A 13045-nucleotide genomic window follows, 5' to 3' on the forward strand; every position below is an offset into this window, starting at 1 on the left:
TCTTATTGTACCGTATGATTGCTGTTATTTAGCCCTTTCACTATCGCGTTCGTATCGCGTGCGATAAGCAGCTCCTCGTTTGTTGGCACGACAAGCACCTTCACTCGCGAGTTTGGTGTCGAGATTTCTCTCGCTTCCTTGCTGCGAACGCGGTTTTTCTCCTTGTCGAGCTCAATGCCAAGGAACGTTATGCCTTCGCACACCGCCTCCCGAACATCCGGGGCATTCTCCCCTACTCCCGCCGTGAAGACAAGCACGTCAATGCCGTTCATCGCCGCCGCGTAAGCGCCGATATACTTGCGAAGCCTGTACGTATACATATCAAAGGCCAGCTTCGCGTTTTTGTCGCCCTCATGCATCGCTTCCGTCACTTCGCGCATATCGCTGCTGATGCCCGATATAGCAAGCATACCGCTATGCTTGTTCAGCATGGAGTTCGCTTCGTTCAGCGTCAGCTCTTCCTTATTCATGACAAACGGCACGATCGCAGGGTCGATGTCGCCGCTGCGCGTTCCCATCATCAAGCCTTCAAGCGGCGTCATGCCCATACTCGTATCGAACGACTTTCCGTCCAGTATTGCCGTACAGCTTGCACCGTTGCCGATATGGCAGGATACCATTTTCAGCGATTCAAGCGGTTTGTTCAAGAAACGGGCCGCCTTGTCGCTTACATAGGCATGCGATGTGCCGTGGAAGCCATATCTGCGAATCTTATGTCTGCGGTACAGAACGGTAGGAATCGGGTACAGATAAGACGTTTGCGGCATGGTCTGGTGGAAGGCCGTATCGAATACGACAACCTGCGGCACTTCCGGCATAACCGCCTCTACTGCCGTAATGCCCATCATGTGTGCAGGGTTATGAAGCGGAGCAAGATCGAACAAGCGGCGAATCTCCAGCTTCACTTCCTGTGTAACAAGCACGGAGCCCTTGAACACCTCTCCTCCATGCACAATCCGGTGGCCGACCGCGTCAATCTCGGACATTGCGCTGATGACGCCATGTTCCTTGTGCGTAATCATATCGATGACTCGTTTGACCGCTGTCACATGGTCCAGAATCTCACTAACGTCCCGTACTTCCGGCTTCCCCGTTGGCTCATGGGTGACGATAGACGAATCCATGCCGATGCGCTCTACGCGACCGCTCGCAAGCACCGTTTCATTCAACATTTCGTAAAGCTGGTACTTCAGCGAAGAACTGCCAGCGTTAATAACCAATACCTTCATTAGATCCGATCTCCATCCATATCGTAGTTGAAGAAGCCGACGCCAGTCTTGGCTCCAAGATGTCCGGCGCGTACCATCTTCTTAAGCACGATGGATGGGCGGTATTTCAACTCCCCATACTCGCGGAACATGCGTTCAAGCGCAGCCAAAACGGAATCCAGACCGAAACGGTCCGCCATCTCGAATGGTCCATGCTGGAACGAATAGCCGACACGCATGGCATTGTCGATGTCCTCTGCAGACGCCACGCCTTCCTCCAGCACATGCAGAGCCTCATTGATGAACAGGCAGATCAGACGGGATGTCACGAAGCCTGGCGACTCGAATACCATGATGCCTTTCTTCTGAAGGACTTCTTCGACAAAATGCTTCGTGCGGTTATACGTGTCATCCGATGTCTTCAGACCCAGAACGATCTCCACCAGATCGATTTTTAAAACAGGGTATATAAAATGAAGGCCGATCACGCGGTTCGGCACTTTCGTCACGCTGGCCAGCTCTGTCAAGCTGAGTGTAGACGTGTTGCTTGCCAGAATTGCTTTCTCTTCGCAGATGGCGTCGAGCTTCTGGAATACTTCTTTTTTGGCATCCAAATCCTCCGATATCGTCTCGATGACAAGCTCGCAGCCCGCAAGCTCCTCAAAGGACAATGCCGATTGAATCCTGGATAGGACAAGCTTCTTCTCCGCTCCTGTCAGAGCCCATTTCTCGATTTGCTTATCCAAGCTGATCTCAATCATGTGTAATCCATAGGCGAGGCGTTCTTTGGTGCGCTCGATGACGATAACGTCGAGTCCTTTCGCGGCCAACATCTCCGCGATGCCCTGACCCATCGTGCCTAAGCCGATTACTCCAACCTTTTTAATCATTGATGCAATTTCTCCCTCTTGATAGTTTCCCCCTTATTATAACGTAATTCGACTAAAAAAGAAGACGGACAGGGAGTCCGTCTTAAATTTGTAATATTGTAGACAATTTTGTGAACTTATGCGGCTGTCGAACTCGACAATAATGCGCGGAACGCCTCGCCATCGAGCGTCTCTTCCCGCAACAGCGTCTCCAGGGAATCCGTGAACACTTGACGGCGTTCCTCCAGCAGTTTTTTGGTTTTCGCCATCAGCTCGTCCAGGGTGCTTTTGGTTACATCGGCCCACTTGTCGGGCGTCATCATGGAGGCGTCAATGATGCCAAGCGGCGTCAGTCCGGACTCTACAAGCGTCTTGACAATACTTACCGCCTGATCAAAGTCACCGCGCGAGCCTGTGCTGCGCTCGCCATAAAACATTTCTTCCGCAGCCGCTCCGCCTAGCGTGATCATAATTTGTCCATGCAGGAATGGGGTCGTGTACAGATATTGCTCCTTCTGCGGCTGATGGCGCACATAACCGAGAGCGCCGCCGCGCGGGGACAGCGCAACCTGGGACACACTTCCCGGACGGACAAGCTCCGCCATAATGGCATGCCCAAGCTCATGAAGCGCTACGCGCTCGCGCTCTTCCTTCGATGTCTCGCGGTCAGTCTTCTCGCCCAGCATGACCTTGTCGATCGCCATCGTAAGATGGCGCTCTTCGACAGTAGCGTGGTCTTCGCGCATCGCATAGATTGCGGCTTCATTCATCACCGCTTCCAGCTGCGCGCCGGAGAAGCTGTATGTCTGCTCCGCAATGCTATCCATGTTCACATTCTCTTCCAGCGGCTTATTCGCTGCATGAATGTTCAGAATATGAAGCCTGCCCTTCTTGTCCGGCAGCTCTACGCCAATATGACGGTCGAAGCGGCCCGGACGCAGCAAGGCGCTGTCCAGCATCTCCTTGCGGTTCGTCGCCGCTATCATCAGGATACGCGGTGATTCGTTCGCGTGAATACCATCCATCTCCGTCAATAGCTGGTTCAACGTCTGGTCATACTCGCGCTGCTGTCCGCCATCACGCTTGCCGCCAATGACCTCGATCTCATCGATAAAAATAACAGCGCTGCTTTTGCCTTCCTTTTTCGCTTTCGTGCGTGCTTCCTTGAACAGGTCGCGGATGCGTCCCGCCCCTACGCCAACATACATCTCGACAAACTCGCTGCCCGAAGCCGCCAGGTAGATCGAATCCGTATATTGGGCCGCTGCTTTGGCCAGCAGCGTCTTGCCTGTACCCGGAGGACCGGACATAAGAATACCTTTCAAGGGACGAATGCCCAGCTTGGCAATCTGTTCCTTCTTCACCAGAAAATCGAGTGCTTCAATCAACTCGCCTTTTGCGCGTTCTTGTCCGCCAATCTGCTCAAAGGTAAAGGAAGGCGACTTTACTTCACTTCTAGACTTGCCATTCGAAAGCGCCGTGAGCTTGCCACGGCCCCTTGCCATAAAAAACAGGGCTCCACCGACCGCCGCCAAAAACAAAAACGGCAATACGTTAACCCCCATAAAAAGCAAAAATACGATGAGAACAGGAACAAATCCAATCGCCAGCTCCAATCCATACTTACGCATTAGGCCACACCCCCATTTGGTTTGGCGTTCTTGGCAAGACGATATATTTGGCGCCTCCTGCGTTTTTGATCGTTACATATACATTGGTTCCGTCCATATCCGTTACCGTCTCAACACCGTCATGTCCAGATGCGACACGTTCCATCGTTTTTGGAATATCGGAATAGGTTTTTGTCTCCATCGCCTGTGCTATATCGAACATCGCTTCCTGCCAGATCGCATTAAGCGATGCGTCTTCTTCGTTCTGAATGACAATATCCAGCTTGCGTTTCCCTGCCAATGCTTTGCCTTGCTCCGTTACGGATGTGTAGACATCCTTCAAGCTTGCCTCATCGGACAGCTCGACTGATACGCTTACTTTATCCTGCTCAATGACCGGTTTATCCGCATTGGCGATACCCGGTACATTGGCAACGGCATCTGTTAATGGTGAAGCTACCGCGACCTGCTTGTACAACATCCAGCCGCCAAAAAGTGCTGCAGCGGATATCACGACGGTTATGGCGATCGGCATCATTCGAGGCTTTCTCATAACTATATCCCTCCAGTACTGAGTATATATAAAATGTCGTAAATGATCTATCACATTTGCTATACGTTAGTATATCACAATTATATACATAATGCGTTCTGTAAAAACAGGAAACGGGACCATTACGGTCCCGTTTTTGTCGGCAATGTATAGGTTTCAATCAGTGTCGCTTGCTGATCGAAGCTGTAAAATTGATATTTGAAACGTTCCTTGCTGCCTTCCGGCTCCTTATAATACACTTCCCACACGGGGTGCTCCCGGAATAATCCCGGTGTCACACGAATGATGGAAGCGCCGGCATGGTCGTTTAGCCATTTTGTTCGAAATTGGTCTTCCGGCAAAACTTGATCTGCCATCACACGATGCTGCAAAGCTCCTTCTTCATTCAGGAAAACGAATAGCTCTGATTCTGCTTCCGTCGTTCCATAAGCAACCCATGTCGTCGCTTCCCAGACATGCTTGTACAGCTTTTCGATATTCGCCATTTCGCCTGTCGCGAACACGGCTTCTCGCATGCTGCTTTCCTCCGACCACTTCGGCATTTGCACATCACGGAAATAAAAGCCGAACCAAACCCCTAACGCAATCAGGCAAGCGATGATAGCGAACAGCCAGCGCTTTGGCGTCATAAATGGCGGCCTTTTCTTTTCGACCGCTCTCATTAGCCGTTCAGTAACCGCTCGAAGCTTGCGGCTGCCTCATATTTGATCTTCTCTTCATCCATTAATGTGCAGACGCCGTTCTGTACCACCTGACGCCCATCCACCCATACATGCTTGACGTCTCGGCCCGATCCGGCATAAACAAGATGCGATACGATATCCGTAAGAGGGTAGAAATGCGGCTGATCCAAATCGATTGCAATAAAATCAGCTTTGTAGCCGGCTTTCAGCTGACCGATGGAATCTCCCTGCCAGATGGCATTCGCTCCGTACGTAGTGCCAAGCTTAAGAGCCTCCCAGGCCGGGATTGCTGTCGGATCGCCGGATACTCCCTTGTGAAGCAAAGCGGAGAAACGAATTTCTTCAAACAAATCCAGGTTGTTGTTGCTCGCGACGCTATCCGTACCGAGCGACACCTTCACACCGGCTCTCATCAGCTCCGGAAGCCGTGCAACGCCGGAAGCCAGCTTCAGGTTGCTGACAGGATTATGCGAGACGGATACGCCGCGCTCTGCCAGCAAAGCAATCTCTTCATCGGTCAGATGGACAGCATGCGCTACGAGCGACGGACGCGAGAAAAATCCGAGTCGATCCAGATGCTCGACTGGACGTGCGCCGTAATCGCGGACATTCTGCTCCACTTCCGCAATCGTCTCTGACATGTGGGTATGAAGCGGCAAGTCCAGCTCATGTGCAGCCTCCACGAATTTCTCAATATAGGCGGGAGGACAAGTGTATGGCGCATGCGGCGACAGCATCGTCGAGATTCTGCCGTCTGCTTTGCCGTGCCATGTCTTGGCGAAGGCAATCGCATCATTCAGCTTGGCCTTCTGTTCTTCTTCAGAGCACAGACCGATAACACCGCGTGTCAATATGCCGCGAATGCCTGCTTGCTCAGTCATAGTCGCAACCTGATCCATACGATCGTACATATCGACAAACGCAGTTGTGCCCGTACGCAGCATCTCTATAATCGCGAGCGCGCTTCCGGCTCTTGTGTCGGCATCCACATATTTGGCTTCCATCGGCCACATCTTCTGCTCCAGCCATACCTGCAGCTTCTGATCGTCGGAATAGCCCCGCAGCAGCGTCATAGCCGCGTGGCCGTGTGTATTGACCAGACCCGGCATGAACGCCAGCTTGCTGCCGTCAAGCTTCTCTGCATCGGGCAACAGGCCGACTGGCGGTTCAGCGCCAACGTATGTAATTACACCGTCTGTCACAACCATATGTCCCTTTACTGTTTTTGCAGCATCATCCATCGTAACGAATAGGCCATCTTTAATCCAAAGCTGTGTCATCGCTTACGTCTCCTTCATGATTCAAATAATAAGCCAGACTTAACAATTCCCTTGTGAAATCGGCATTATGAATACGCACATCATCCGGCACCCGAAGAATGGCAGGAGCAAAGTTCAAGATTCCCTCTACACCTGCGGCAATAAATTGATTGGCGACATTCTGCGCTTCATGCGCGGGCACGGTAATAATGCCAATTCGTATCTTTTGTTCGGCAACGACCCGCTCCAGCTCGATCATCGGTTCTACGACCAAATTGTTAATATTGGAGCCGATCTTTTCGGGATGCACATCAAATACGGCTGTAATCTGCATATTATCCTTGGAATACTTGTTGTAATTGCATAAGGCATGCCCCAGATTGCCCGCTCCGACCAATGCGACTTTAATCGTTTGATTCAGCTTCAAGATCTGTCTGATCTTCTCAATGAGATACATGACGTCATACCCGATGCCTTTGCGTCCGAATTCTCCAAAATAAGCCAGATCCTTCCGAATTTGAGCCGGGTTCAAGTCAAGCTTGACCCCCAGCTCCTGCGAGGAGACCGTTTGGATCTCCCGGAGATGCAGCTCATTGAGCACTTGCAGATAAATCGGAAGGCGTCTAACGACCGCCTCCGATATTTTTGCGGACTTCATGGGAACCAACTCCTTCTTAACGGGGGTTGTAAAAGCTAAGCGTCTGTTTTTTAATCTCCTGTTGCCGAATGGGCCAGCCATTGCTGCATGCGGGGAACCATCTGGTTCGTATGCATCGTCTCGATCTTGGGGCCCGGCAATGAATACAGGAAGTGCTTGCCATAGTAGGTGTCAATGACTCTCGTATCATAAATGATGACAATACCTTTGTCATGAGCTGTGCGGACTAACCGCCCGAAGCCTTGCTTGAAGCGGATTACCGCCTGCGGAATGGACAGCTTCATGAACGGATTCTGCTTCTGCCGCTGAAGCAGCTCGGACTTGGCCTCCACCAGCGGATGGTTGGGCGGCTGGAACGGCAGGCGGACAATGGCCAGGCACACAAGTCCTTCCCCGGGAATGTCTACCCCTTCCCAGAAGCTGCTGGTGCCAAGCAAAACTGATTCGGGCTGCTGCAGGAACCTGCGGGTCAGCTTCGTCCGGTTGCTGCTGTCGATGCCTTGGCCCAGCAGTTGGATACCTGCTTCATCCAGCTTCAGCTTCAGCGGATCATACACTTGCTTCAGCATCTTGTAGGATGTGAACAAAACAAGCATCCTGCCTTTGGTCTCCACTGCGGTATCGGCGAGCGAGCCAATCAGCTTGTCGAGATAGGCGTCGTCAACAGAAGCGCCCTTAAGCACAGGAAAATCACGCGGAATGACCACAAGCGCCTGCTCCCGGTAATTGAACGGAGAAGGGAGCAGTACCGTTTTCAGCTTGCCTTGCTTCTCATAGCCCTCAAGGCCAAGCTGCTCTTCAGCGTATTGGAAGCTTTTTTGTACCGTCAAGGTGGCGGAAGTCATGACGATGCTGTCTTTTGCATCGAAGAAGTACTTCTGCAATTGACTGCTGACATCAACCGGCGCTGCGTAGAGCTGCAACGAACGATGACGGTATGCGGTGCTCGCCTCCAGCCAGTAGACATACTGCGCATCCTCCAGCTTTGTGATGAGACGAAGTTCATCCTTCACCCCTGCAAGATCCCGCAACGCGCCATTCAGATCCGTCAAAGACGCTTGTATGGATAAATCGTCTGCTCTGTCCTTAATATCGTTCATCATCTTCTCAGCCGTCTTGATCACTCTAGTCAGCTCGACGTGTACGTTATTCTCGACAGCCAGCACCTCCTCCCAGCCAGCCGGGAGCTGGCCGGAGCTAAGCCGCTTCACCAATGCGCCGTTGTCGCTCACGCTGTCCGATGCTGTGGAGGCAAAGGCATAGAACATCTCGAACAGCTTGTCCCAATGCTCCTTGATTTCTTGAAAAACGGGAATAATCGTATCAATGGTCTCCGTCCAGGCAGTGACATGATCGTCACCCTCTTGCTGAAGCCGCAGACGCAACGTCGGCAGCAAGCCGGAACGGTTGTCCCGGTATAGCCGCACGATAGCTTGAACAAGCGTGAAATAATGCACATTCATGCCCAAATGCTTGCCGGCGACTTCCTCAACATGATGAGCCTCATCAATAATTAGATGGTTGTAGGTAGGAAGAAGACGATGATCGGCTTGCACATCTGTGAACAGCATGGAATGGTTCGTAATGCATACGTCAGCCAGGCTCGATTCATGCTTCGCGCGGTGATAATAGCAGCGCTTGAACCACGGGCAAGCCCTGTTGAGGCAGGAGTCGGCATCGCTCGCCACTGTTGACCAGAAATCGGCGCCCCTGCTGCCGAAATTCAACTCCTCCTGATCGCCGGTCTCGGTCTCCCCGAGCCAAACGACCATTTGGGCAGCCGTTATGGGGTCCTCTATGGGTGCGACCATATCTTGAGCGTTCAGTTTCCCTTCAAATTTCCGCAAGCACAAATAATTGCCCCTGCCCTTGAATATGGAAGCTTTGAACGGAAACGGAAGAACCTCGCCAAGCAACGGCAAATCCCGCTGGCGCAGCTGCTCCTGCAAATTGATTGTATGGGTACTGACTACGATTTTGCTCTTGCTTTGCAAACTGTAGTACAACGCTGGAATCAAGTATCCAAGCGATTTGCCTGTACCTGTTCCTGCTTCAATCAGCAAATGCTTATCTTGCGAAAGCGCTTCATACACTTCGCGGAACATGATAACTTGAGACTCCCGCTCTTCATACCGCTCGAATTTGTTCTGGAACCGCGATTTGACCTCGGACAAATAATCCTCGAACGATAGGCCATCCAATACCCCTTCGCCCGAGGGCTCGTCTTCCCTTGGCGGCTTCTCCTCGCTCCATTCCTTGGCTTTAAGCGCGAACTGACGATAGAAATCATAATCGCCCATATCGAATACGCTATCCTGCTCTATCCGCTTTTCATTCCACTTCAAGAACCAATGAAGATCCTTGCTTTCGTCGATTAACGCAGACAGCCGCTGCACAGTAAGCAGCGGCATGGAACGCAATTTTTCGACCGTCTCCATAAAGATAAGGGCAGTTGCCATCGCATCGCTGTCGGCTTGATGATGCTGATGATTATCAATGCCGAACTGCTCGGCGACCGCGCCGAGCTGATACGTTGTAATACTTGGATAGAAGATGCGAAGCAGCTCGATCGTATCCAGTCTGCGCCCGGTGAAGGGCATATACCCGCAGCGATCCAGCGCATTATTCAAAAAACCGGCGTCAAAACCGACATTATGCGCAACCAGCACCGCGTCGTCCAATAACGGAATAAGCTCAAGCAGCACCTCATTCAGCTCTGGAGCATCTTTGACCATTTCCTCCGTAATGCCAGTTAACCCCGTAATAAAAGCTGGAATGGGAATTCTCGGCTTAACAAACGAGCTATAGGTTTTGACAATGTCCAGCTCATCGGAAACGATAACAAGTCCAACCTGCAAAATATCATCTTCCGCGCTATGTCCGGTCGTTTCCAAATCCAGTACAGCATAATTCATTGATTCCCCGATCCTCTCACATACAGCACAGCTCCGTGCTACCGAAATATAACGATAATTGTCCCGGCGTTTCTTGGCAGGACTTAAGATTGTTTAATGAGTCCGTGAAGCTCGGATACACCTCATATGCCTTGCGGAACAGCTTCTCCGCCTGGGCGATGTTCATGTGAACCGCATGAATGCATCCAAGGGCATTATAGCCTAAAGCCAGCCACTTCGGAAAGTCCGACAGCACAATTAATAATTGAAATTGCCGCTGGGCCTCCTGCCAATTTTGCATATGCATCTGGCTCATACCCAGGAATAGCCTGGCCAAATTGCATTCGGGCGCAACGGCAATCGCATGTTGAAATAAACTGGCAGCGTGAGAAAACATAAATAATTTATAATAGCCTTGACCTTTGTTAATGAGCAGCTCCGCTTCTTCAGGTATGGCAAGATCCGCCATATTGCAAGTGGTTGTTTCCACTGGCGAATAGGACGAAGCTTGCCCTTCTGCTGCAACAGGATCATCATCCATCACAGACGTAGTGACCATAACAGGCTGAGCAGCCGCGATGCCTTCCTGGAAGTCGGACACCTTCTCTTCGAAATCCAGCCATTGCTCGATAAAGCTGTCGCTCATTTTTTTCAATTCGGCGATTTGCTTAAGGTACGCCATTCGCTCCTGTTCGCTTGCTTGTGGGTACTGCTTGGTAATACCGTCAAGCATTTCGTTCATCGACGTGAACATATGCTGAAACATGCCGCATCCCGCCTTCGCTTAGAATAAGGAGTGATACGGTCATTTTTTGTTTACAGCCTGCTTTTCATACGGCGTACCAGCCGTTACATAAGTCAGGTAGGTTGCGTAATCCTGCAATTAGATAATCGTGGCATGCAATTCCTCAGTGAGCACCTTAAGCGGCTTATTCTGGTCATCCAAAATGGTAATAACCGGCTTGTGTGCCTTGGCTTCTTCGCTCGTCATCATGCCATACGAGATAATAATCACTTTGTCGCCTGGCTGCACCAGTCTCGCCGCAGCGCCGTTCAAGCAAATAACACCGGAACCTCTTGCGCCTGTTATGACGTACGTCTCGAACCTCGCGCCATTGTTGTTGTTGACAATTTGAACCTTCTCATTCTCAAATAAATCCGCTGCATCCATCAAATCCTCGTCAATGGTAATGCTGCCAACGTAGTTCAAATTCGCTTCCGTCACGGTCGCACGGTGCAGCTTGGATTTCATCATCGTTCTAAACATCGTTAAACCCCTCCACTCGGATGGTACAGGCTGTTATCAATCAAGCGTGTCGTTCCGAATTTGACCGCCATAGCCAGCAATGCCGGCGATTCCAGCTTATGCGTTAGTTCTTGCTCGTCTAGCGGCTCAAGCGAAGGATACCGAAGCAGCTCCACATAATCGATGACCGCGTCCGGAGCAGATCCGATTCGCTCCTTCACACGCGACAGAAGCGAGCCTGCTGTCATGCTCTCCTCCTGTATCCATCCCCTCGCTTGCTCCAAGGATTGAGACAGGATAACAGCCTGCGCCCGGTGTTCGGCGGACAGATAGACGTTGCGCGAGCTGAGTGCAAGTCCGTCAGGCTCACGTACGGTTGGACAAGGCACAATAACTGTATCAAAGTTCAGATCATCCACCATTTGCTGGATGACGGCAACCTGCTGAGCATCCTTCATCCCGAAATAAACCCTGTCCGGCTTAATCAGATGTAACAGCTTGCTAACGATCAGCCCTACCCCGTCAAAATGTCCGGGTCTCGAAGCGCCGCAGAGCCGGTCAGTCAATCCGATGACGATGATGCTGGTCTTGGAAGGCTTCGGATACATTTGTTGTACTGTAGGTAAAAAAACAACATCAATTCCGCATTCGTCCGCGAGCTTCAAGTCGCGTTCTTCGTCGCGAGGGTAGCGGTCAAGATCCTCATTCGGTCCAAATTGCGTCGGATTGACAAAGACGCTCAATACCGCAATATCGTTCTTCGCCTTCGCTTCCCGCATCAGGCTTGCATGCCCTTCATGCAGATAACCCATTGTCGGAACAAAGCCGATCGATCTTCTCCCGCCCTCGGATAATGCGTATAAGTGCTCTTTCAGGTCGGTAATGGTGCGGGCTACAATCATGCGAGCGGTACTTCCTTTCGCTGGCTCTCTTTCGCTGTGTTGCGCGGCTCTTCAGCTTTGGCTGTTCCCCCGCCGTACAAGGCTGCAGGGGCTGCAGATCCCGGCTGGAACACATGCTCCTCGGCAGGGAACTGATTTGTCTTCACTTCATCGACAAAGGATTCAATCGCTCCCCGGATCGTCGAGCCAATGTCGGCGTATGTCTTCACAAATTTCTTTTCAAAATAGGGGGAAGAATATTGCAATATATCATGGTAGACCAGAACCTGTCCGTCGCAAGCTCTGCCTGCGCCTATGCCGATCGTCGGAATCGTCAGCGCCTTACTGATCGCTTCCGCTACCGGCTCTGTCACAAGCTCCAGAACGATGCTGAATGCTCCTGCCTTCTCCAAGGCGAGCGCATCCTCCATCAGCTTCTGAGCGTCCTTCTCGGTCTTCCCTTGCACCTTGTAGCCCCCAAGCTGATGCACGGACTGTGGCGTCAGCCCCAAGTGGCCCATAACAGGAATACCGGCTTGTACCAGCGCTTCCACATCAGAGGCGATTTCCGCGCCTCCTTCAAGCTTCAGCGCCTGCGCGCCGCCTTGCTGCATGATCTTCGCAGCGTTAAGCAGCGTGGCTTCCCGGCTGGCTCCATAGGACAGGAACGGCATATCCGCTACAATGAAGGTGTTCCCGGCGGCTCTAGCCACCGATCTTGTATGATACACGATATCGTCAACTGTCACTGGTATCGTCGTCTCGTAGCCCAATACGACATTGCCGAGCGAATCCCCTACCAGTATGACATCAATTCCCGCTTCTTCTGCAAGCTTCGCCGACGGATAATCATAAGCCGTCAGCACGGAAATCGCATTGCGCTCCTGCTTCATCTTCAGCAGGCTGTGGATCGTCAGTCGTTTCCTCATCGCTTTCATCTCCTTTTCGTTGTCGAACAGAGAGACTGAATGTCCGCTGAACCAAGCGATAGCATCAGCATCTGAACACGCACTTATGTGCTATTTTAAACACAAAAAAACCTTTTAGCCGATTGCTTAAAAGGTTCCGGACATAAAAAGGAAACGGTTGCTTGTTGTGCTTCCTTCTGTCTCGGTCCCTACGGCTCAGAGCAGAGTGTGCAACACCAATCATTGACACGGTTCAATCTGCGAGGCTTACCAGTG

At 51.5% G+C, this 13045-nt stretch carries 12 protein-coding genes; all 12 read right to left on the reverse strand.

Annotation, left to right across the window (positions count from 1 at the left end; all coding sequences use genetic code 11):
* Positions 1-2: 2 nt before the first annotated feature.
* Positions 3-1229 carry an acetate kinase gene (locus AC0YNW_RS14030; RefSeq protein WP_387473601.1) on the reverse strand — a complete coding sequence of 409 codons (1227 nt, stop codon included), beginning with the start codon at positions 1227-1229 and terminating at the stop codon, positions 3-5.
* The gene (locus AC0YNW_RS14035; protein ID WP_387473604.1) at positions 1229-2098 is read right to left on the reverse strand and encodes a 3-hydroxyacyl-CoA dehydrogenase family protein; all 870 of its coding nucleotides are present in this window, start codon (positions 2096-2098) and stop codon (positions 1229-1231) included. Before AC0YNW_RS14035 ends, AC0YNW_RS14030 begins: the two co-directional genes overlap by 1 nt.
* 116 nt (positions 2099-2214) lie before the next feature.
* A complete protein-coding gene (locus AC0YNW_RS14040) occupies positions 2215-3708 on the reverse strand; it encodes an AAA family ATPase (protein WP_475832515.1) in 1494 nt (497 codons plus the stop codon).
* The gene (locus tag AC0YNW_RS14045; protein WP_387473609.1) at positions 3701-4240 is read right to left on the reverse strand and encodes a hypothetical protein; all 540 of its coding nucleotides are present in this window, start codon (positions 4238-4240) and stop codon (positions 3701-3703) included. The genes AC0YNW_RS14040 and AC0YNW_RS14045 overlap by 8 nt, the downstream gene beginning before the upstream one ends.
* Before the next feature lie 122 nt (positions 4241-4362).
* On the reverse strand, positions 4363-4869 hold the full coding sequence (locus AC0YNW_RS14050) for a hypothetical protein (RefSeq protein ID WP_475832516.1): 507 nt from the start codon (positions 4867-4869) through the stop codon (positions 4363-4365).
* A 32-nt stretch (positions 4870-4901) separates the two neighbouring features.
* A complete protein-coding gene (locus AC0YNW_RS14055) occupies positions 4902-6203 on the reverse strand; it encodes an amidohydrolase (RefSeq protein ID WP_475832517.1) in 1302 nt (433 codons plus the stop codon).
* On the reverse strand, positions 6184-6840 hold the full coding sequence (locus AC0YNW_RS14060; protein ID WP_475832518.1) for a redox-sensing transcriptional repressor Rex: 657 nt from the start codon (positions 6838-6840) through the stop codon (positions 6184-6186). The genes AC0YNW_RS14055 and AC0YNW_RS14060 overlap by 20 nt, the downstream gene beginning before the upstream one ends.
* A 50-nt stretch (positions 6841-6890) precedes the next feature.
* Positions 6891-9755, reverse strand: coding sequence for an ATP-dependent DNA helicase DinG (gene dinG / locus AC0YNW_RS14065; protein WP_475832519.1), 2865 nt, complete (start codon positions 9753-9755; stop codon positions 6891-6893).
* A 16-nt stretch (positions 9756-9771) separates the two neighbouring features.
* Positions 9772-10500, reverse strand: coding sequence for a tetratricopeptide repeat protein (locus tag AC0YNW_RS14070; RefSeq protein ID WP_475832520.1), 729 nt, complete (start codon positions 10498-10500; stop codon positions 9772-9774).
* Positions 10501-10617: 117 nt separating this feature from the next.
* Positions 10618-11001, reverse strand: a complete 384-nt coding sequence (panD, locus tag AC0YNW_RS14075; protein ID WP_475832521.1) for an aspartate 1-decarboxylase — start codon at positions 10999-11001, stop codon at positions 10618-10620.
* A 2-nt stretch (positions 11002-11003) separates the two neighbouring features.
* On the reverse strand, positions 11004-11882 hold the full coding sequence (gene panC / locus AC0YNW_RS14080; protein WP_475832522.1) for a pantoate--beta-alanine ligase: 879 nt from the start codon (positions 11880-11882) through the stop codon (positions 11004-11006).
* On the reverse strand, positions 11879-12790 hold the full coding sequence (gene panB / locus AC0YNW_RS14085) for a 3-methyl-2-oxobutanoate hydroxymethyltransferase (protein WP_475832523.1): 912 nt from the start codon (positions 12788-12790) through the stop codon (positions 11879-11881). The genes panC and panB overlap by 4 nt, the downstream gene beginning before the upstream one ends.
* Positions 12791-13045: the final 255 nt, after the last annotated feature.

This window comes from Paenibacillus sp. J31R120 (assembly GCF_056269225.1).

Coding starts and splice junctions, on each gene's coding strand:
- panD (WP_475832521.1), bottom strand. CDS start 11,001: ATGTTTAGAACGATGATGAAATCCAAGCTGCACCGTGCGACCGTGACG.
- AC0YNW_RS14030 (WP_387473601.1), bottom strand. CDS start 1,229: ATGAAGGTATTGGTTATTAACGCTGGCAGTTCTTCGCTGAAGTACCAG.
- panC (WP_475832522.1), bottom strand. CDS start 11,882: ATGATTGTAGCCCGCACCATTACCGACCTGAAAGAGCACTTATACGCA.
- AC0YNW_RS14055 (WP_475832517.1), bottom strand. CDS start 6,203: ATGACACAGCTTTGGATTAAAGATGGCCTATTCGTTACGATGGATGAT.
- AC0YNW_RS14045 (WP_387473609.1), bottom strand. CDS start 4,240: ATGAGAAAGCCTCGAATGATGCCGATCGCCATAACCGTCGTGATATCC.
- AC0YNW_RS14070 (WP_475832520.1), bottom strand. CDS start 10,500: ATGTTTCAGCATATGTTCACGTCGATGAACGAAATGCTTGACGGTATT.
- panB (WP_475832523.1), bottom strand. CDS start 12,790: ATGAGGAAACGACTGACGATCCACAGCCTGCTGAAGATGAAGCAGGAG.
- dinG (WP_475832519.1), bottom strand. CDS start 9,755: ATGAATTATGCTGTACTGGATTTGGAAACGACCGGACATAGCGCGGAA.
- AC0YNW_RS14035 (WP_387473604.1), bottom strand. CDS start 2,098: ATGATTAAAAAGGTTGGAGTAATCGGCTTAGGCACGATGGGTCAGGGC.
- AC0YNW_RS14060 (WP_475832518.1), bottom strand. CDS start 6,840: ATGAAGTCCGCAAAAATATCGGAGGCGGTCGTTAGACGCCTTCCGATT.
- AC0YNW_RS14040 (WP_475832515.1), bottom strand. CDS start 3,708: ATGCGTAAGTATGGATTGGAGCTGGCGATTGGATTTGTTCCTGTTCTC.
- AC0YNW_RS14050 (WP_475832516.1), bottom strand. CDS start 4,869: ATGACGCCAAAGCGCTGGCTGTTCGCTATCATCGCTTGCCTGATTGCG.